19 protein-coding genes and 2 tRNA genes are annotated in these 19,959 nt (G+C 64.6%); 7 read left to right on the top strand and 14 right to left on the bottom strand.

Annotated features, from left to right (window positions below; all coding sequences use genetic code 11):
* Positions 1 to 3 precede the first annotated feature (3 nt).
* Genes rph through ACCC97_RS25745 form a run of 3 tightly spaced genes read right to left on the bottom strand, consistent with a single transcriptional unit; the run spans position 4 to position 2,697 of the window.
* A complete protein-coding gene (gene rph / locus ACCC97_RS25755; RefSeq protein ID WP_007835865.1) occupies positions 4 to 735 on the bottom strand; it encodes a ribonuclease PH in 732 nt (243 codons plus the stop codon).
* A gap of 41 nt (positions 736 to 776) precedes the next feature.
* Positions 777 to 1,685, bottom strand: a complete 909-nt coding sequence (locus ACCC97_RS25750) for a PP2C family protein-serine/threonine phosphatase (RefSeq protein ID WP_056595071.1) — start codon at positions 1,683 to 1,685, stop codon at positions 777 to 779.
* Between the two features lie 4 nt (positions 1,686 to 1,689).
* Positions 1,690 to 2,697 (bottom strand): serine/threonine protein kinase, encoded by a 1,008-nt coding sequence (locus ACCC97_RS25745; RefSeq protein WP_042673779.1) that lies wholly within the window; start codon positions 2,695 to 2,697, stop codon positions 1,690 to 1,692.
* A 91-nt stretch (positions 2,698 to 2,788) separates the two neighbouring features.
* Here ACCC97_RS25745 and ACCC97_RS25740 point away from each other — a divergent pair, with 91 nt between their 5' ends.
* From ACCC97_RS25740 to ACCC97_RS25725, 4 genes are all read left to right on the top strand, one after another.
* Positions 2,789 to 3,712, top strand: coding sequence for a YicC/YloC family endoribonuclease (locus ACCC97_RS25740; RefSeq protein WP_007835871.1), 924 nt, complete (start codon positions 2,789 to 2,791; stop codon positions 3,710 to 3,712).
* Positions 3,713 to 3,726: 14 nt separating this feature from the next.
* Complete coding sequence (gene gmk / locus ACCC97_RS25735; RefSeq protein WP_007835873.1) at positions 3,727 to 4,347, top strand: guanylate kinase; 621 nt, start codon at positions 3,727 to 3,729, stop codon at positions 4,345 to 4,347.
* Positions 4,348 to 4,386: 39 nt separating this feature from the next.
* Positions 4,387 to 4,590, top strand: a complete 204-nt coding sequence (gene rpoZ, locus ACCC97_RS25730) for a DNA-directed RNA polymerase subunit omega (RefSeq protein WP_007835875.1) — start codon at positions 4,387 to 4,389, stop codon at positions 4,588 to 4,590.
* A gap of 93 nt (positions 4,591 to 4,683) precedes the next feature.
* On the top strand, positions 4,684 to 6,939 hold the full coding sequence (locus ACCC97_RS25725; RefSeq protein WP_413335782.1) for a RelA/SpoT family protein: 2,256 nt from the start codon (positions 4,684 to 4,686) through the stop codon (positions 6,937 to 6,939).
* A gap of 10 nt (positions 6,940 to 6,949) precedes the next feature.
* On the opposite strand, the gene greB is transcribed toward ACCC97_RS25725, so the two are convergent.
* Both greB and ACCC97_RS25715 read right to left on the bottom strand, forming a co-directional pair.
* Complete coding sequence (gene greB, locus ACCC97_RS25720) at positions 6,950 to 7,525, bottom strand: transcription elongation factor GreB (protein ID WP_413335780.1); 576 nt, start codon at positions 7,523 to 7,525, stop codon at positions 6,950 to 6,952.
* A 57-nt stretch (positions 7,526 to 7,582) separates the two neighbouring features.
* Positions 7,583 to 7,659, bottom strand: a tRNA-Arg gene (locus tag ACCC97_RS25715).
* 350 nt (positions 7,660 to 8,009) lie between these two features.
* On the opposite strand from ACCC97_RS25715, the gene ACCC97_RS25710 reads away from it, so the two are divergent.
* On the top strand, positions 8,010 to 8,642 hold the full coding sequence (locus tag ACCC97_RS25710; RefSeq protein ID WP_007835881.1) for an OmpA family protein: 633 nt from the start codon (positions 8,010 to 8,012) through the stop codon (positions 8,640 to 8,642).
* Positions 8,643 to 8,892: 250 nt separating this feature from the next.
* Here the strand turns inward: ACCC97_RS25710 and ACCC97_RS25705 are convergent, their stop codons facing one another.
* Positions 8,893 to 10,395, bottom strand: coding sequence for a lyase family protein (locus ACCC97_RS25705; RefSeq protein ID WP_413335777.1), 1,503 nt, complete (start codon positions 10,393 to 10,395; stop codon positions 8,893 to 8,895).
* 87 nt (positions 10,396 to 10,482) lie between these two features.
* Positions 10,483 to 12,201 (bottom strand): sigma 54-interacting transcriptional regulator, encoded by a 1,719-nt coding sequence (locus tag ACCC97_RS25700; protein WP_413335790.1) that lies wholly within the window; start codon positions 12,199 to 12,201, stop codon positions 10,483 to 10,485.
* A 370-nt stretch (positions 12,202 to 12,571) separates the two neighbouring features.
* Between ACCC97_RS25700 and ACCC97_RS25695 the strand changes: the two genes are divergently transcribed.
* Positions 12,572 to 14,047: a benzaldehyde dehydrogenase gene (locus tag ACCC97_RS25695; protein WP_413335775.1), complete on the top strand. Its 1,476-nt coding sequence runs from the start codon at positions 12,572 to 12,574 to the stop codon at positions 14,045 to 14,047.
* A gap of 34 nt (positions 14,048 to 14,081) precedes the next feature.
* Complete coding sequence (locus ACCC97_RS25690) at positions 14,082 to 14,849, top strand: coniferyl-alcohol dehydrogenase (protein WP_007835889.1); 768 nt, start codon at positions 14,082 to 14,084, stop codon at positions 14,847 to 14,849.
* A gap of 112 nt (positions 14,850 to 14,961) precedes the next feature.
* Here ACCC97_RS25690 and ACCC97_RS25685 read toward each other — a convergent pair.
* From ACCC97_RS25685 to ACCC97_RS25655, 7 genes are all read right to left on the bottom strand, one after another.
* Positions 14,962 to 15,038: transfer RNA gene (locus tag ACCC97_RS25685), tRNA-Ile, on the bottom strand.
* Between the two features lie 30 nt (positions 15,039 to 15,068).
* A complete protein-coding gene (hrcA, locus tag ACCC97_RS25680) occupies positions 15,069 to 16,076 on the bottom strand; it encodes a heat-inducible transcriptional repressor HrcA (protein ID WP_413335773.1) in 1,008 nt (335 codons plus the stop codon).
* Between the two features lie 50 nt (positions 16,077 to 16,126).
* Complete coding sequence (locus tag ACCC97_RS25675) at positions 16,127 to 16,720, bottom strand: recombinase family protein (RefSeq protein WP_413335772.1); 594 nt, start codon at positions 16,718 to 16,720, stop codon at positions 16,127 to 16,129.
* Positions 16,721 to 17,181: 461 nt separating this feature from the next.
* Positions 17,182 to 18,066 (bottom strand): zonular occludens toxin domain-containing protein, encoded by an 885-nt coding sequence (locus ACCC97_RS25670; RefSeq protein WP_413335771.1) that lies wholly within the window; start codon positions 18,064 to 18,066, stop codon positions 17,182 to 17,184.
* Positions 18,063 to 18,233: a hypothetical protein gene (locus ACCC97_RS25665; RefSeq protein ID WP_413335770.1), complete on the bottom strand. Its 171-nt coding sequence runs from the start codon at positions 18,231 to 18,233 to the stop codon at positions 18,063 to 18,065. Before ACCC97_RS25665 ends, ACCC97_RS25670 begins: the two co-directional genes overlap by 4 nt.
* A gap of 273 nt (positions 18,234 to 18,506) precedes the next feature.
* Positions 18,507 to 18,848, bottom strand: coding sequence for a hypothetical protein (locus tag ACCC97_RS25660; protein WP_413335768.1), 342 nt, complete (start codon positions 18,846 to 18,848; stop codon positions 18,507 to 18,509).
* Between the two features lies 1 nt (position 18,849).
* Complete coding sequence (locus ACCC97_RS25655) at positions 18,850 to 19,110, bottom strand: hypothetical protein (protein ID WP_413335215.1); 261 nt, start codon at positions 19,108 to 19,110, stop codon at positions 18,850 to 18,852.
* Between the last annotated feature and the right edge of the window lie 849 nt (positions 19,111 to 19,959).

The raw sequence follows: 19,959 nt of genomic DNA, 5'->3' as shown, positions 1-19,959 counted from the left end.
GAGTCAGTTCGAGAGCAGTGCCTGCTTCTGCAAGGTCACGAGTTCGCCGATGCCCTTCTCGGCAAGGCCGAGCAGGATGTTCATTTCTTCGCGCGTGAAGGCCACGCCTTCGGCCGTGCCCTGCACTTCGACGAAGTGGCCGGCGCCGGTCATGACGACGTTCATGTCGGTGTCGCAGGCCGAGTCTTCGGTGTATTCGAGGTCGAGCAACGGCGTGCCGCCGACGATGCCCACCGAGATGGCGGCCACGTGCCCCTTGATGGGCGATGCCTCGATGGCGCCGCTGGCCACCAGCTTGCTGACCGCGTCCTGCGCCGCCACGAAGGCGCCGGTGATGGCGGCGGTGCGGGTGCCGCCGTCGGCCTGCAGCACGTCGCAGTCGAGGTGGATGGTGCGCTCGCCGAGCACGGCAAGGTCGAACACGGCGCGCATCGAGCGGCCGATGAGGCGCTGGATTTCCTGCGTGCGGCCGGTCTGCTTGCCCTTGGCCGCCTCGCGGCTGCTGCGGGTGTGCGTGGCGCGCGGCAGCATGCCGTATTCGGCGGTGACCCAGCCTTCGCCGCTGCCCTTCTTGTGCGGCGGCACCTTCTCTTCGACGGAGGCCGTGCACAGCACGCGGGTCTGGCCGAACTCGATCAGCACCGAGCCTTCGGCATGGATGGTGAAGCCACGGGTGATGCGCACCGGTCGCAATTGATCGGCGGCGCGGCCGCCGCTTCGCGTGAAAGCAGTCATTTGTTCGGGAATTGGAAAGAAAAAAGAAAAGCCGCGCGCGCTCAGGTCTTGCGTGCGGCGGAACGGCGAATGGCCTCGTTGATCTCGGCGATGGAGCGCTCGATGGCGTCTTCGTCGAGGTCGTCGATCTCGTTGTCCGACGCCGGCATGCCGGCCTGGATGGTCGAGGCGAACACGCCGTCTTCGATGGTCTCGGTGGACACGCCGCTGCGGTCGTCCGCGCTGTCGGGCATTTCCCATTCGAGCGCAATGAGCGTGACGTTGTCGCTGTGGGCACCGCCCTTGCGCAGGGCCATCTCGGCGAGGTCGGGAGCCGCATCGGACACGGGCTTGCCCGAGGAGAGTGTGTGCACGATCAATTCGTCGTCGAGCACGCCCCAGACACCGTCGGAGCACAGCATGATGCGGTCGCCGCGCTGCAGCTGCAGCGGCGCCGCAATGTCGAACAGCGGCGTGGTCGGCGAGCCGAGGCAAGTCAGCAGCAGGTTGCGGTTGACAGGCATGTCCGAGCCGTGCGGCTTGGGGCGTTCGGCGTGCGAGTGGTCGCGCGTGCGCACCAGCAGGCGGCCGTCGCGCACGACGTACAGGCGCGAATCGCCGCAGTGCATCCATGTCGCGGTGGTGCCCTGGAGCACGGCCGCGACAACGGTGGTGCGCGGCGTGTCGAGCATGGCCTTGTGGCTCGCGTAGCGCATGATCTGCTGGTGCGCGGCCATGGCCGATTCGGCCAGGAAGGCCTTCACGTCCTTCACGGTCGGGCGGGCCTCGCGCTGGTAGAGCGCAGCGATGGTCTGCAGCGCCAGCTGCGCCGCGACCTCGCCTTCCGGATGGCCGCCCATGCCGTCGGCCAGCACGAACAGCCCCGATTCCCGCGTGTAGCAATAGCCCATGCGGTCTTCGTTCTTGAGACGCCCGCCCTTGCGGCTGACCTGGAAGACGGAGAATTTCATGATGTCATGCGGGGCGCGTGGTGGGCGCAGCAGCCTTGGGCAGGCTCTTCTTGTCGAAAGAGCGGATGTTGTCGATCGACAGGCGCACTTTCTCGCCCACCGTGAGCTTGGTGTAGCGGCGCTCGCCTTCGCGGCTCAATTCCTTCTGCAGCGCGAAGACCGATTGCGGGCGTGACAGCGGGTCGAGCGACATGCACCATTCGACCACCTCGATCAGGTTGTCGGAGTACACGCCGCGCAGGCGCGACAGCGACAGGCTGAGCCGGTCTTTCTCGATTCGCCGAGGCGCGTCGTTGGGCGGATAGCCCTGCATGCAGGCGTAGATGCAGGCGCCGATGGCGTAGATGTCGGTCCAGGGGCCCATCGACGAGTCGCGCCGGTACATCTCGGGGGCCGCGAAGCCGGGGGTGTACATGGGGCGGATGAAGATGCCTTCCTTGCTGAGCACTTCGCGCGCGGCGCCGAAGTCGATCAGCACGGCGCGGTCGTCGTCGGTGACGAAGATGTTGGCCGGCTTGATGTCCAGGTGCAGCATCTTGTACTGGTGGACGATGCGCAGGCCGCGCAGGATCTCGTCGAACAGCGAGCGGATGGTCGACTCGCGGAACACCTTCTGCTTTTTCAGGTCTCGCGCGGTGACCACGAAATCCTGCAGGGTCGCGCCCTCCAGGTAGTTCATGACCATGTAGACGGTCTCGTTCTCGCGGAAGAAGTTGAGCACGCTGACCACCGAGGCGTGCGAGATCTGCGCGAGCGAGCGGCCCTCCTCGAAGAAGCTCTTGAGCCCCAGCCGGTAGAGCGACAATTTCTCGGGCGGCACTTGCGGCGCGAGCTCACCGGGGCCTCGGGTGGCGAGCGACGACGGCAGGTATTCCTTGATGGCCACCTGCTGTCCGCTGGGGTCGATGGCGAGATAGACGACACCGAAACCACCTGCGGAAAGCCGGCGTACAACGCGGTAACCACCAATGACCGTATCGGGCAACAGGGGCGTAGGCTTGACCTTTGACATAATCCGGGAGTTTCGCCCGAAGGCGATGGTGCGGCAAGCGAACGCCGTGCCGACGCCTCGGTGCATGCAAGCAAAACCACAGTGAGGCGCAATGCCAGTTTACAGCATGACCGGCTACGCCAGCGGCCAGAACGGGTCCGCAGGCAGCCACTCCGAAGCCGATGCACGGCCTTCCGCCGGGGGCCGGCTCGGGGTCGAAATCCGCTCGGTCAACAGCCGCTTCCTCGATCTCACCTTCAAGTTGCCCGAGGAGCTGCGCCAGCATGAGACCGCGCTGCGCGAGCTGCTCACGGGCAAGCTCAAGCGCGGCAAGGTCGAGGTGCGCGCCGCCATCGAGAACACAGCCCAGGCCGGCGTGGTCGAGCCCTCCGTCAAGCTGCTCCAACGGCTCAACGGGGTGCAGGACAGCATCAAGGCCTGGCTGCCCGCCGCGCGCGACCTGAGCGTGGCCGACGTGCTGCGCCTGGCCGGCGGTGACAGCGCCGCCCGCGGCGACTGGGGACCCGACCTGATCGAGGTCGCCGGCAAGGCCCTCGAAGGCCTGATGTCGGCCCGCCAGCGCGAAGGCGCCCGGCTGGCGAAGATGCTCGAAGCCCACCTGGCCCAACTGCGCACCCTGGTGCAGCAGGCCGGTCCGCTGGTGCCGCAGCTGGTCGAACAGCAGCGCACCCGCTTCCTGGAGCGCTGGCAGGAGGCCATGGGCCTGACCGCCGGCACGGGCGGTACGCTGCCCGAGGCGGCCCAGGACCGCGCGCTGACCGAGGCCACCGCCTTTGCGATCCGCATCGACGTGGCCGAGGAGCTCACGCGGCTGAATTCGCACCTCGACGAGATCGAGCGGCTGCTCAAGAAGGGCGGCGAGATCGGCAAGCGCCTCGACTTCCTGATCCAGGAGCTGCACCGCGAGGCCAATACCCTGGGCTCGAAGTCGGCGGCGCTGGAACTCACGCGCATCGGCGTGGACATGAAGGTCCTGATCGAGCAGATGCGCGAGCAGGTGCAGAACATCGAATGACGACGAGCGACAGAATGGACTACCCCGGCAACATCTTCGTGGTGGCGGCGCCCAGCGGCGCCGGCAAATCGAGCCTGGTCAAGGCGCTCATGGAACTCGACTCGGCCGTGCAGCCTTCGGTGTCGCACACGACCCGGTCGCCGCGCGGACAGGAAAAGCATGGCCGCGAGTACTTTTTTGCGTCGCCAACGGAGTTCGACGCAATGATCGCGGCCGACGGCTTCGTGGAGTGGGCACATGTGCACGGCCACCGCTATGGCACCTCCAAGAAGGCCATTGAGGAGCGGATCGCCCAGGGCGCGGACGTCATCCTCGAAATCGACTTCCAGGGCGCCCTGCAGATCCGCAAGACCTTTGCCAACGCGGTGATGATCTTCATCCTGCCCCCCAGCTGGGAGGAACTGCGCTCCCGGCTCGAACGGCGCGGTGAAGACAGCGCCTCGGTCATCGAATTGCGCCTGAAGAACGCCGCCGAAGAGATGGCCCGGGCGGGGGAATTCGACTTCGTTATAATCAACGAGTTATTTGAGCGCGCACTTTTCGATCTCAAGGCGATCGTCCACGCTCAGCGGCTCCGGTATTCCGCACAGCGCCGTGCCCGTGCCGACACATTCGCCGCACTGAACATCCCCTGATATCCGAGTTCACCGCTCCCAGACCGAAAGATTCTCATCATGGCCCGCATCACCGTCGAAGATTGCCTCGTCAATATTCCGAACCGTTTCCAGCTCGTCCTGGCCGCCACCTACCGTGCGCGCATGCTGAGCCAGGGCCATGCCCCCAAGATCGAGAGCAAGAACAAGCCCGCCGTGACCGCCCTGCGCGAAATCGCCGAAGGCAAGATCGGCCTCGAAATGCTCAAGAAGGTGCCGGGCTGATCTGACGCAGCCCTGCAACGAAAAGGCACCGCGAAGCGGTGCTTTTTTTATGTCCGGACGCGTCCACAGAGCGGTCACGCTAAAGTGGTAGCCATGAGCGCGGTAGCCAAACATCAGTCCCATGCCCCCAAAGGCACGCCGAAGCCGAGCCCGGCGGCGCTGAACGCGGCCGCCGCGAGCTTCGCGGCATTGACCGCGCGCCTCGACTACCTGAGCCCCGAAGACACCGAACTGGTCCGGCGCGCCTACCGCTTCGCCGACGAAGCCCACCTGGGCCAGCTGCGCAACAGCGGCGAGCCCTACATCACGCACCCGATCGCCGTGGCGGCGCAATGCGCCGAGTGGAAGCTCGATGCGCAGGCGCTGATGGCCGCCCTGCTCCACGACGCCATCGAAGACTGCGGCGTCACCAAGCCCGAACTCATCGAGCGCTTCGGCGCCCCGGTTGCCGAACTGGTCGACGGACTGACCAAGCTCGACAAGCTGCAGTTCAACACCCGCGAGGAAAACCAGGCCGAGTCGTTCCGCAAGATGCTGCTGGCGATGGCGCGCGACGTGCGCGTCATCCTCGTCAAGCTGGCAGACCGTACGCACAACATGCGCACACTGGCCGATGCGCCGCGTGAAAAATGGGGCCGCATCTCGCGCGAGACGCTCGAGATCTACGCGCCCATCGCGCACCGGCTCGGGCTGAACCAGACCTATCGCGAGCTGCAGGAGCTGTCGTTCCGGCATTTGAAACCGTGGCGTTACGCCACGCTGTCGAAGGCCGTCGCCAAGGCGCGCGGCCGTCGGCGCGACCTGATCCAAAAGGTGCAAAAAGAGGTCGAGGCCGCGTTCTCGGCCGCCGGCATGACACTGCGGATCGCAGGACGCGAGAAAACGCTCTATTCGATCTACCGCAAGATGGAAGAAAAACACCTGAGCTTCGCCCAGGTGACCGACATCTACGGCTTCCGCCTGATCGTGCCGAACGTGATCGCCTGCTATACCGGCCTGGGCATCCTGCACCAGATGTACAAGCCGCTGCCGGGCAAGTTCAAGGACCACATTGCGATCGCCAAGCTCAACGGCTACCAGTCGCTGCACACCACGCTGGTAGGCCCGGCCGGCGTCAGCGTGGAATTCCAGCTGCGCACCGAGGCGATGCACGTGGTGGCCGAATCGGGCGTGGCCGCGCACTGGCTGTACAAGGCCGCCGAGCCGAACGCGGCCAGCAATGACCGGCTGGGCACCAAGTGGCTGCAGTCGCTGCTCGACATCCAGGACGAGACGCGCGATGCGGCCGAGTTCTGGGACCACGTCAAGGTCGACCTGTTCCCCGACGCGGTGTACGTGTTCACGCCGAAGAGCCAGATCATGGCGCTGCCCCGCGGCGCCACGGTGGTCGACTTTGCCTATGCCATCCACAGCAACATCGGCGATCACACCTCGGCCGCGCGCATCAACGGCGACCAGGTGCCGCTGCGCACCGAGCTGAAGAACGGCGACGTGGTCGAGGTGATCACGGCGCCCGTGTCGACGCCCAATCCGGCCTGGCTCGGGTTCGTGCGGACCGGCCGGGCGCGCTCCAAGATCCGCCACTACCTGAAGACGCTGGCGCACGCCGAGTCCGAAGGCCTGGGCGAAAAGCTGCTCGCTCAGGCCTTGCGCGCCGAAGGCCTGAGCAAGCTGCCCGAGGAAGACGAAGAGCATCAGGCGCTGTGGGAAAAGCTGCTGCGCTTCACCGGCAACCGCACCCGCTCCGAGCTGCTGACCGACATCGGCCTGGGCAAGCGCATCGCCAGCATCGTCGCGAAGCGGCTGGTGGCGATGCTTTCCGAACTGGGCGAACGGCCCGATGCGCTGCTGTTGAGCCGCGAGCGCTTCATCTCGCACGAAACCGTGTCGCAGGGTGCGGTCACGCTGGATGGCAGCGAGAACTCGTCGGTGCGGTTTGCGCTGTGCTGCCGGCCCATTCCTGGCGACCAGATCGTCGGCTATCTCGGCCATGGAGAAGGGCTGGTGGTGCACACGGAAGACTGCGGCGTCGGCCAGCGGCTGCGCCACAAGGACAGCGAACGCTTCTTCGCGGTCGAGTGGGCGGACGAACCCACGCGTGCCTTCGAGACCGGGGTGGTCATCACCGTGCGCAACGACAAGGGCGTGCTGGCGCGCGTCGCCGCCACGCTGGCCGATGCGGAAGCCGACATCACACACGTGGAAATGGCCGACGAGACCCCGCAGGACTCGACCGACCTGCGCTTCGTGATCGCCGTGCGCGACCGCCCGCACCTGGATGCGGTGCTGCGCGCGGCCCGGCGTACCGCGTCGGTGCTGACCGCCTCCAGGACGGTTCCAGCCTCCTGACTGAGGACTGCTACGCCGCCGCTGGGCGCGGCGCCGGATAGCTCACCGACAGAATCTCGACTTCGTGCGCCCCGCCGGGCGTCACAAGCTTCACCACATCGCCCTCGCGCGACTTGAGCAGTGCCCGCGCAATCGGCGAGATCCAGCTGACCTGCGATTTCGCGCTTTCCGCTTCGTCGATGCCGAGAATGGTGACGCTGCGCTCGTCACCCGTCTCATCGACATAGCGAACTGTCGCGCCGAAGAAAACCTGGTCATGGCCGTGGTGCACCGAGGGATCGGTGACCTCCGCGATTTCGAGGCGCTTGGTGAGAAAGCGGATGCGGCGATCGATTTCGCGCAGGCGCTTCTTGCCGTAGAGGTAGTCGCCGTTCTCGGAGCGATCACCGTTCTTGGCCGCCCAATGCACGGTTTCGACGATCTTGGGCCGCTCCTCGTCCATCAGCTGCAGCAGTTCGTCGCGCAGGCGCGCATAGCCTTCGGGGGTGATGTAGTTCTTGCTGCCTGCAGGCAGCGGAGGTGACGCGCCATCGGCACTGTCGTCATCTCCGTCGGAGTCGGTTTCCTTGGTGAATGCCTTGCTCATCGCAAAATCCTCCAAATGAAAAAAGCCCGCAACTTTCGTTGCGGGCTTTTCTTGTAGTGGTGCGGCTGGCAGGAATTGAACCCACGACCCCTTGGTTCGTAGCCAAGTACTCTATCCAACTGAGCTACAGCCGCTAAGCCTTCCATTATAGCGTGTTTCGAGGCATTTCCCGAAACAGGCGCGAACAGGTGGCAGCGGGCCCTGATGGGCTCGAGGCAGTCGCTCCGTGGATCGTGCGCCGGAGCCTCCTTGAGCCCCGCAGTTCAGCACCGCCCTTCTGAACGCATGAAAGCCTGTAACGAGCCGTTCCAGGCGCGACCTATTTCACGATTGCCAAACCTGGTCTGGGCCAACAGTCAAAGAAGCGGTTCCGCCTGTCGGCCTTTGTCTCCGTGCGCGAGTTGTCTTCTCCAGATCGCGCTTGCGCTTGGCAAAGCATCAGCCAAGGCAGTCGATCCAACGGAAACAACTGAAAGGGACCATTATGAAACTCGGGCTGATCTCACTCGCACTCGCAGCTGGACTCGCCGCAGGCTGTGCAACCGAACAAGGGACTCACACGGCCGTTGGCACCGGTACAGGCGCCGTCGTCGGCGCCGGTGTCGGCAATCTCATCGGGCACGACAAGAAGAGCACGGCGATCGGCGCAGCGGTTGGCGCGGCGGTCGGCGCCGGCGTGGGCTACAACTGGACCAACATCCGCAACAAGCTCAGTGGCCAGACGGCCGGCACCGGCACGCAGATCACCGATCAGCCGGACGGCTCGCTGATGGTCAACATTCCCAGCAATGTCACGTTCGACACCGACAGCGCGACCATCAAGCCTTCGTTCCGAAGCGTGCTCGACGGTGTGGCCCAGACCATTTCGCAGGAGCCCAGGATCAACGCGCGCGTAGTCGGCCATACCGACAGCACCGGCAATCCGGACCACAACATGGCTCTGTCGCAGCGCCGCGCGCAAAGCGTGGCGACCTACCTGGCCGATCGCGGTGTGGCGAACACCCGCCTGACCGCCGAAGGACGAGGCCAGACACAGCCGGTGGCAAGCAATGCCTCCGAAGAAGGCCGCACGCAGAATCGCCGTGTCGAAATCTATTTGAAGCCTGCTGCGCAGTAGGCGATGCAAGGGCGCGCGGGACGGCAGCTCTACTGCTTGATCCATCCCGAGGCGGAGGATCGGCGCCCGGAGCTCCGTCTGCGCCGCCATGCGCTGCGTGAGTTCGGCCGGCGTCGAGGCCTTGGGCTCGAAGACCAGGCCGGCCATGCGCGCGAACCTTTGCCGCAGCCAGTGCCTTGTTCGATGACGGGTTGAGCCGGTCGACCGCAGGCTTCTGCGTTCCGGCCAGTGCGAACACGCGTGAGCGGAACTAGCGGCCCGCCCCCAGTTTTTCAAAAGCCGAATCGAGCCGTCCCAATGCGATCGAGACATCCGCCCTGCGCGCGTTGATCCAAGCCTCCTGCTCGGCAACGCGCTTCGTCGACTCCCTCAACATCCGGTCCATCTCTTTCAGCTGCGGACCTCCAGCGGTCTGGCGGTTCTTGACGATAGCGGCAGGGTCGAGCGACGAGCGAAACTCCGCCTCGGACATGGGCAGCGCAGTTGCAAACTCGCCTTTCACCGTTTCGGCATAGATGCGTTGTGCTTCCACATAGGGGAAGTCGAGTGGCTTGATGTTCTTGGCTTTGGCGTACTCCACCACTTCTGAAGCGAAGTGGTGCCCGACACGGAAAGGCAGTTTGTACCTGCGCATCAGAACGTCGGCGAGTTCCTGGGAGGCGGTCCAATCGCTGTTGAGCTCCTCCAGTGCCCGCTCCGGATCGACAATCAGCGCCCCGAGGATCTTGTCCCAGTTGCCAAGCACGCCGATGGCGCTGCGGATCATCGCGCTGGTAGGCCTGGCGTCCTTCGCATCGCTCATGCCTGTCGGAATATTGTGTGCCAGAAGCGCTGCCCCGATGCCAAGCGTCAAGGTAGTCGATGCGTCGCGGCGAGTGCTGTTGAGCAGGCCCGGATTGCGCTTTTGTGGCATGGCGCTGGACACATAGGTGTTTTCGCCTCCCTCGCGCAGCAAGATCCAGGGACGAGCCTGGGAATATTGCGCCATGACGTCCTCGACAAACATGCCGGCATGCAGGGCGATGGCGCTGACGATGGCAGCTGCTTCGACGGGCTCGTCTACGGATGAGACCTGAGATGCGTCATAGGCGTTGTCTACCGTGGCTGCAAAACCCAGGTAATCCGCCATGCGTTTGCGGTTCAGCGGCCAACTGGTGCCGTTGAGCACCGTGGTGCCCATGGACGAGCGGTCGATCCGAACATAGGCCTCGCGGATCCGTTGTGCGTCGCGGTCCAGGCCGGCCGCAATTCCCAGTAGATAGTGGCCATAGCTATTGGGCTGGGCGGCCACGCCGTTGGTGTAGTTGGGAACGATGGTGTCCTTGTGTTTGTCCGCCAACTTCACCAGGGTGCCGGTCGTCTTGTTCAGCTGCTCGGCCAAAGCCAGCATGTCGTCGCGCAAGATGGCCGAGCGCAGCGTCGCCAGCATGTCCTGGCTCGAGCGGCCGGCATGCAGCAGAGTGATCTGAGGGCCTACGGCGTCAATCAGCAATGGCTCGAAAGTGATGACGTTCGTTGGGCGCTTGCCCCCCGGCTTGCCCCCATCGACCAACACCTTGGTGATGCCGGAGTAGACCAGCGGCCCCATGGACCGATCCAGCAAACCTTCGTCGATGTTGATGACTGCGGAGGCTTTGTTGATCTCCCCGAGCCAGAAGAACTCGTCACGCGCTGGCTTGGTCTGAGCAAGAACTTGCAGTGCGGTGAAAGAAAGCGCCAGGGCTGCCGCGAGGGTACAGATCGAAAATTTCAAGCTTGTCTCCGGTAGTTGAGGTTGTCGCGACGGCATACGTGAAAAAACGCGCGCGTCCATCGGACTGATCGGGCTCTGCATACGCAATCATCGGCATCCATGTTTGCGCGCACGGTAGGCCAGTTGGGGGCGCGTGACACCCAGCACGCGCGCCGCCGCGGAGAGGTTTCCCCCGCATTGTTCCAGCGCACGGCGTATCAGCGTCTCCTCCACTTGTCCCAATGAGCCGGAGCCGACGCGGTCCGCCATGGCTTGGCCTGTGGACACGGACCGCGGCAACAGGACGCCGTCTCCGCCCGCCAAGTGCCCATCCGGCCGTACCGACAGCACGTTCTTGTCCAGCGTCTCGCCGCTCGTGAAGAGGTGGTGAACATCGAGCAGGGCCCCCTCTGGCGCGACGATCACGGCGCGCTCGATCAGGTTCTGCAGTTCGCGGATGTTCCCGGGGTAGTCGTAGTTCAGAAGCGCCTTGACGGCGGATTGCGTGAAGCCGGTGACCTTGCGGCCGTGCTTGCGGCCGTAGTGCTGAAGAAAATGGCTCATCAGGAGCGGCACGTCGTCGCGCCGCTCGCGCAGCGGCGGCAGGTGAATGGGAAAGACGTTCAGTCGGAAAAACAGGTCGTCGCGAAACTTGCCCTCGCGCACGGCCTGGCGCAGATCGACGTTGGTGGCCGCGACGACGCGCGTGTCGACCTGGATGCTGCGCGTACCACCCACGCGCTCGACCTCGCCTTCCTGCAGCGTGCGCAGCAGCTTGCCCTGGGCCGCGTAGCTCAGCGTGCCGATCTCGTCCAGGAACAGCGTGCCGCCGTGGGCGCGCTCGAAGCGTCCCGGCCGCGCCGCGCCGGCGCCGGTGTAGGCGCCGCGCTCCACGCCGAACAGCTCGGACTCGATCAGGGTCTCCGGAATGGCCGCGCAGTTCACCGCGACGAAGGGCTTGTCGCGCCGCGGACCGATGCTGTGCAGCATGCTGGCGAACTTTTCCTTGCCGACGCCGGACTCGCCGGTGAAAAGCACGGTGGCCGTGGTTGGCGCGACGCGATGCAGCAGGTGGCAGGCCGCGTTGAAAGCCGACGATGCGCCCACCATCGCGTCGTTCTTGCGCGGCGGCGTGGGCAACGCGGCGGCCCACGGCTCCGCGCCGCCCACGCCGCTGTACTGGGACGCGCCGACGAAGTCACGCGCGCGCAGGTAGCGCATGTCTTCTTCCACATCGTCCCATCGCTCGGCCGATTTGCCGATCACGCGGCATTGGCTCTCGCCCATCGAGCGGCAGGCGACTTCGCGGAACACCACCAGCCGCCCGAACAGCGTGCTGACGTAGCCGGTGGCATAACCCACCTGCATCCAGCAGGCCGGCGAGCCGCCGATGCCGTAGGCCGCGATGTGCTCGTCGTCTTCGATCGAGTGGTGCCAGATGAATTCACCCTCGTAGTCCGAGGTCTCGGGGTCATAGCGCACGTGCACCAGCTCGACCTTCACCAGGCCTTCCAGGGCATGCAGGCGGGTGCCGGCCATGGCGGCGGCGGCCGGTTCGGCGTCGGGCCAATGCTTGCGCACCAGCTGCGCATCGCGCGCGCCGCTGACGTAGCCCGCGCGTGTGAAGAGACCACGGGCGCTCTCCTGGCCCAGGCTGTCGATGAGCTCGCGTCGCAGAGACCCCAGCGCCTCGGTGTGCAGAAGCACCATGCGCTGATCCTGCAGCCAGATGCGGCCATCACCGGGCGAAAAGAACAGGCACTCGCTGATGTCGGCAATCGTCGGATGCTCTTCGCTGCCCACGTGCGAGGCCTCGAAGCGGCTCATTGCACGCGTCGCTTCGGCGCCGTCGAAACGGCCCAGCGCGGCGCCGGTGGCGCGTGCCACGTCGGCCAGTGAGATCCGCTCCGGGAACGGCGAGTTGGCGGTTTTGGTCAATTTTCAGCTCATCGTTTGGTGAAACGAGCGGCCGATTTTTGATCATTTGGTGAAACTGCAGATCAGGGTAAACCAGTTATTTCGAATAACCAGTACAGCCTCGGGAATTCCCCTAATCTCCCAATGAAAACACCATCGCGCGGCGGCGTTGAGCCACCCCGCCGCGGCGCCGCTGGTACGCCCGTTGCGAAAAGAAGGCGGGTGCCGCGGGCATTTCCGCCCGCGGCCAGCCGATCAATTTTTTCGCAAGGGGTGAGTCATGGATGTTTCGCAGAAACCGGCGTTCCTGGACCCGGCAGCCTGGGCCGGCAAGGTGTTCAACGGCGCGTGGGTCGCGTCCGCAGGCGGTGCGCGCGACGTCGTCGAACCGGCCACGGGCCAGGTGATGGCGGCCGTCGGCATCGCCGATGCGCAGGACGTGGGGCTGGCCACAGCCGCCGCGGCGCAAGCGCAGAAAAGCTGGGTGCAGGTTGCGCCGCGCGAGAAGGCCGCGGTGTTCCTGCGGGCCGCGGCCCTGTTCCAGCAGCACTTCGACGAGATGGCGCTCTACGTCGCTCGGGAGACCGGCGCCATCCTGCCCAAGGGACAGCACGAGGTGCGCGAGGCCATCACCCTGTGCCATCTGGCGGCGGCCATGCCCCTGCAGGCGCAGGGCCAGGTCCTGCCGAGCGCGAGCGGCACCACCAGCCTGGCGCGGCGCGTGCCGCGGGGCGTGGTGGGCGTGATCTCGCCCTTCAACTTTCCGCTCATCCTCACCCTTCGAACCGTGGCGCCGGCTCTTGCGGCGGGCAACGGCGTGGTGATCAAGCCCGACTCGCGCACACCGGTGAGCGGCGGCTTCATGATCGCCCGCGTGTTCGAAGAGGCGGGCCTGCCCCCCGGTCTGCTGCAGGTGCTACCCGGCGACGCCGCCGCCGGTGAAGCGCTGGTGACCGATGCGCGCGTGCCGATGATCGCCTTCACCGGCTCGCCCGCGGTGGGCCGGCGCATCGGTGAACTGGCGGGGCGCCACCTGAAGAAGGTGACGCTGGAGCTGGGTGGCGCCAACTCGCTGATCGTGCTGGAAGACGCCAACCTCGACATCGCGGCCAGCAACGCCGCCTGGGGCGCCTACCTGCACCAGGGGCAGATCTGCATGGCGACCAATCGCATCATCGTGCACGAGAGCATCGCCACCGCCTTCACGCAGCGGCTGGTCGAGAAGGCCCAGCACCTGCCGGTGGGCGACGGCGCCAGCGGCCAAGTGGCCCTGGGGCCGCTGATCGACGCCAAGCAGCGCGACCGGGTGCACGCCATCGTGCAGGACAGCATCGCGGCCGGCGCCCAGTTGCTGGCCGGCGGCAGCAGCGACGGCCTGTTCTACAAACCCACGGTGCTGGCGGGCGTGAAGGCCGGCATGCGCGTGTACGACGAGGAAGTGTTCGGCCCCGTCGCCAACATCATCACCTTCAAGACCGACGACGAGGCCGTGGCCCTGGCCAACAACCACCAGGGCAGCCTGGCCTCGGCGGTGATCTCGCCCTCGATCGGACGTGCCATGGCAATGGCTGCGCAGTTGAACTCCGGCATGGTCCACATCAACGACCAGACCGTCAACGACGAGTGCGTCAACCCCTTCGGCGGCCCCGGCATCGCCGGCAACGGCAGCAGCGTCGGCGGCCCGGCCGACTGGGAGGAATACACCCAGTGGCAGTGGCTGACCATCAAGCAGGCGGCGCACGCCTATCCGTTCTGAATGCCAGCGACCGAATCCACAAAGGAGACATTTCATGCAGCTTGAAGGAAAAACCATCGTCGTCACCGGCGTGTCGTCGGGCATCGGCGCCGAGGTGGTGCGCATCGCGCGCTTTGCCGGCGCCCGCGTCATCGGCATGGACCGCAACGACCCCAGCCTCACGCTCGACGGCTTCGTCAAGGCCGACCTGAGTTCTGTCGCCGCCATCGATGCGGCCGTGGCGCAATTGCCCGAACGCTTCGACGCGCTGTGCAACATCGCCGGCGTGCCCGGCACGGCGCCCGTGAAGCTGGTGGCCGACGTCAACTACCTGGGCCTGCGCCATCTGACCGAGCAGGCGCTGCCGCGCATCCCGCGCGGCGGTTCCATCGTCAACGTGGCCTCCATCCTCGGCGCCGAATGGCCGCAGCGACTGGCGCCGCACAAGGCCCTGGCCGCCGCGCAAGGCTTCGAGGCCGGTGCCCATTGGCTGCGCGACCATCCCGTGCCGCAGGAGACCTGCTACCAGTACTTCAAGGAAGCGCTGATCGTCTGGAGCGCCACGCAGTCGCAGAAATGGTTTCTGGAACACGGCGTGCGCATGAACTGCGTCGCGCCGGGGCCGGTTTTCACGCCGATCCTGGGCGACTTCGTGAGCATGCTCGGCCAGGAGCGGGTGCAGGCCGATGCGCACCGCATGCTGCGCCCCGGCTTCGCCGACGAGATCGCGCCGGTGATCGCGTGGCTGTGCAGCGACCAGGCGCGCTGGATCAGCGGCGCCAGCATCCCGGTCGACGGCGGCCTGGCATCGACATACATCTGAGCCGCGATGACCCACGCCGCCGCCATGCTCGACGTGGCGGCCGGCTGGCGGCGTGACTTGAGGTGGGCAAGTACCTTGCCGACGGGAAATGACCCCGCTGCGGCGCATTGGGTGGTAGGCCGTGATGGGCTTGAACCATCGACCAACGGATTATGAGTCCGCTGCTCTAACCAACTGAGCTAACGGCCCACTGGCCACGATTCTATTCGCCGCAGCGCCCTACTTGCGGTGGCTCAGCGCATTGCCGACCAGCCGCGACGTGATATCGACGATCTGGATCATGCGTTCGTAGGGCATGCGCGTCGGTCCGATCACGCCCAGCGTGCCCACGACTTGCCCATCGACCTCGTAGTTGGCACTGACGATGGAAAGCTCCTCGAACGGCACGACCTGGCTTTCGCCGCCGATGAAGATGCGCACGCCTTCGGCCTTGCTCGACACATCGAGCAGACGCATCAGCTGGGCCTTTTGCTCGAAGAGTTCGAAGGCGCGGCGCAGTTGCCCCATGTCGCTGGAGAAATCGCTCACCGACAGCAGGTTGCGCTCGCCGGAGATCACGACTTCGTCTTCCTGCGCCTCGGTCAGCACCTCGGAGCTGACCTGCACCGCAGCCTGCATCAGGGCGGCGATCTCGCCGCGCAGCTTCTCGATCTCGGACTGGAGACGATCGCGCACCTGCTCGATGGTCAGGCCCGCATAGTGGGCATTGATGTAGTTCGAGGCCTCGACCAGTTGTGACTGCGAATAGTCGGCCTCCGGGAAGATCACCCTGTTCTGCACGTCGCCATCGGGCGAGACGATGATGACCAGCAGGCGCCGCTCGGAGAGCCGCAGGAACTCGATCTGCTTGAACACCGAAGCACGCCTCGGCGCCATCACCACACCGACGAACTGCGACAGGTTCGACAGCAGGTTCGCCGCATTGGCGATCACCTTCTGCGGCTGGTCGGGCGCCAGGCTCGGCGTGCTCATCTGTTCGCGCTCGGCGGTCAGCATGGTGTCGACGAAGAGGCGGTAGCCGCGGTGCGTGGGGATGCGGCCGGCCGAGGTGTGCGGGCTGGCAATCAGCCCCAGCGCCTCGAGGTCGGACATGACGTTGCGGATGGTCGCGGGCGACAGGTCGAGCCCCGGCGAACGCGAGAGCGTTCGCGAGCCGACGGGTTGCCCTTCGGCGATATAGCGCTCGACGAGCGTCTTGAGCAGCAACTTGGCACGGTCGTCCAGCATTGCAAGATTTTAGTGTTGTACGTTCAGAAATTCGGTCGGCGACGACAAAGCTAGCTCAATCGTCGGAAACGCGGGCCACCCCACGCACGCCGCCCCACCCCTCCGCGCATCAGCGCAGACCTCACCGCCGTGGGCGACACGCCCATCAACACGGCAACCTCCCCCAGCGTAAACCCCTCTCGATAGAGTCGAGCAGCCAGGTCGGCTTCTTCGCCAGTGACCAACGGTTGACGGCCGAACAGCACTCCACGAGCGCGCGCGGCCACACGACCAGCCTCACATCGCTCACGAATCAAGCTTCGCTCGAACTGGGCAAACGCCGCGATCATTTGCAAAGCAAGCTCGCCGAACGAGTGCGATGTATCGATAGGCTCGGTGAGCGACCGGAACCCACAGTCGCGCAGCTTCAGAACGTCCATCACCCGGAGTACTTCCTGCATGGAACGAGCGATCCGATCCAGCTTCCAGACCACAAGGGTGTCCCCTGCCCTCAGCGACTCAAGCAACCGCTGCAACTCGGGTCGAGGCCCAACGCCTGACCCTTTCTCCCAGAACACCCGACGGACCCCATAGCGCTTAAGCGCCCGCAGTTGCAAATCCGCCTCCTGTTCGGCGGTACTCACCCTCGCATATCCAACAAGCATCAGCCTGACCCCACTCCGCGCTATTTTTTTCGTAGCTTAATCTGTTACTTTAGGTTTCGCACACGGAGGGACTACATGGGAAGCCTTTTCAGCGCTGGTGAGTTTGCAATGGCTATCAACTTGCTTGCATTCATAGGCATCATTGGATTATTCATCTGGTCAATCATCTGGTCGCACTTGGCATTTATGAGGTGGGAAGCCCGAGAAAACGCGAAGGTGAAGGCTCTTCAGCGAATCGCCGCGCACCTCACGAGAGACGATCACCGCGAACACATGCCGTCGATGCGGGCAGACTAGAAACGGAGGTCGTAAGCCGGGTACAGGGTGCACAAAGGTCTTCCCCCCGCAAGCGGGTCCCCGAACTTCCGGCTTAGCAATAAGGGGGCAGGTTCAAGGGGGCGACGAACTGGACAACGAATGGCGACGGCGGCGCGCGAACCGTCCGCCCCGCTAGCGCAGGGCTACCGGCCCGCGCTGGCCCTCGCGTATCGAGCCATCACGTCAAGCCGCTCGGCGGGTGGCAACTGACGGCACAGGCTGACGACGCGTGCCCACCCCGGATCGAAGGTCTTCGGGGCCTGCTTGGCGGGTTTCGCGGGCTTGGTGAGGGCTGCCCATGCCTGAGCCCAGAAACCGAGCTTCTCGGGCGCGAGAAAGCGCCCCTCAACATGCCAGGGCGACAGGACGGAATGCGATCCGTGCGGATAGTCGAGCTTGAACACCTGGCGCGTGTCGTAGCAGCCCTCAATGTCCTTGCCGGTGTAGGTGGCGCGATCCGCCGCCATCTCCTGCGGATTGGTGCCCATGCGGGCCACAGCCAGGTGGAAGCGCGGAAGATATCCAGCCTTGTCACCGAACAGCAGTGCGAGCAGCCAGCCGATGAAAGGGATGCGGACCTTGTCGAAGCGCGTGTGACGCACGGTCTGCTCAATGAAGGCTTCGCGTAGCTGTTTGTCGACCTGCAACACGTTCTGCATGATGTAGTAGGTGTCCCAACCATGCTTGCGAGCGTGGGCGAAGAAATCGAGGGTGGCGGCGCGCTCTTTGTCGGCGAAGGTGCGGGTGTTCAGCCAGGTGCCCATTTCATCGAGGAAGAGCCCGCCGTTGAGGTCTTCGTCGTAGCTCTCGGGATTGCCGTGGCCCGCTGCCAGCAGATCGAACGCGGTCGGCTTGTCAGGCACGCGCACGTACGTGTGTCTCGAGTGCACACCGAACATGGCCTTAAGGTCGATATCGAGATTCGTGGCACAGCGGCGCTTGCGCTTGAGGTAGCGATCGCGGAACAGGCGAACGGCGTTCTTGCTCTTGCCGGTGCCCTTCTTACCTGTCAGCGCGTAGTCCGTCATGACTTTCCTTCAATCACTTTCTGTAGTTGCTCGCGCAGCCATTGACCACCACCAAGCATTTCAAACGTCGCCTTCTGCTCAGCGGTAAGACGAATCGTCGTCACGATGGTGCCCTGCGGGTCAAGCGCTTTGCGGCCCGACCCTTCGCGCTTGCCACCGGTTCTCACTTGGGCGTCACCGTCAATCGCTTACCAGTAAGGTCAACGGGCCCAAAAGAGCGGGACTCCATACGAGCGAAACCAGCCGCCTGTTTTGCATCAGCAGCCCAGTACACCCCCACTCTCACAGCGCCATGAAACACGACGAAAGGAAACCATTGTTCTTTCATAGAAGCTCCTTGTTTAGATGCATCTATTGTATTCGCTTTTCTATCATTTTGCATGAGTACTTTCCCTGATATCGTATTCTTTTTTCTGTCGATCGACAGAAAACGTATGCGCTTATTTAGAGAAATTCTCGATGCCGATGCGCTGAATCTTCCAGACGCTCGAAGCGATCCAGACCGAAGCCACGCAGGCCATGACAGCGCCCGCGTTCTGCGGAATGAACATGCCGAGGCCCATCCACAGGTAGCGCGTCCAGCCTGAGCCGATGCTCACGCTGCCAAGCATGCCGTACAGAGTGGCGCAGCAGACGAACACCGACGCGATGAAGACACCAGCCACGGTGATCCACGTGACGTAGGCCGCGAGCTTGAGCGCGGTCGTGTATGCCATCTGGGTTGCGAACAGAGTCGCCAGGCCAGATGCGAGAGAGCCGATGAAGGCAGCGAGTAAGGGCATGTCAGAAACTCCTCTTGATCATTCCGAAGCACAGGAACAGACCCGCACCGGCCCACACAAGGGCCATGGCGTTGCGCACACCATCGACCACGCCGCAGGCATCGAGCTTGAGCCCGCCTACCTGCTGCGGCAGATCGAAGGTTTCACAGGCGGCGACGGGCGGTGCCCAGAACATGGAACGCACGGGTTCAAAGAAACCTTTGTCAGCAGTGCCCGCCGCCTTCGCGAGCTGCTCATCGTTCTTGCCCTTGGTTTCGTCCATCTTGGATTTCGCATCGTCGTAAGTTGTACCCACGCCGGACGGCACACCCTTCTCATCAACCTTGACGTTGCAAGTCGGCTCGCCGGGACCGCCACAGGGCTTGTGCGGCTCATCACCAGTGCCAGAGCCACCGGTACCGACGCCGGCCGCAGTCCCACCAGCACCACCGCCCTTGCCGCCAGTTGCAGCACCGGCAGGACCACCAGCAGGACCACCATTGCCAGTTGTGGGAGTACGACCGGCACTACCGGTGCCGGACCCCTCACCAGACGGCGGCTTCGCACCAGCCGCAGGGTTGCCCGCAATCGGGGTCGCGCCAGGTGCAGAACCCAACGGTGTAGGCGTGATTGGCTTAGCAGCCGTACCGACACACACCGGCTTTCCGTTACCCAGATCACCTACCGAGCCAGGACAATCAGGAGGCGGAATGTCCTTCTTCGCCCCAGCATCAGCCGCACCCATCGTGCACTCTTTACCAAGGCCCAAGCTCGGGTAATCAACCGAACGCCGGTAAAGGCCGTTAGCCGTTGGAGACTGGCTCACATACGGCTGTACACCCGGGCCGCTAGTCTGCAAAGACACAGCACAGCCGCTGTCACACACCTCACCACTGGCCGGGGGCGACATGATCGGTCCCACAGCCGACCTATCACCCTCATCCGGCGTCCGCGTGTAACCCTCGGTCCAACTCAGGATGCCAACCTGCCCCGTCTTCGGCGTGCACTGATTTGTGTGCGGCACACACTGACCGTTGCTCTCATCGAACCCAGAGGCACACTGGCAACCACCGGTCACCGAAGTGCTATTAGCAGGACACCCGGTCACGGCCTGAGTCGAAATCACAATAGG

It is taken from the genome of Variovorax sp. Varisp85, assembly GCF_047304045.1.
Taxonomy (GTDB): Bacteria; Pseudomonadota; Gammaproteobacteria; order Burkholderiales; family Burkholderiaceae_C; genus Variovorax.
This window is presented reverse-complemented; position numbering and strand designations above follow the sequence as displayed.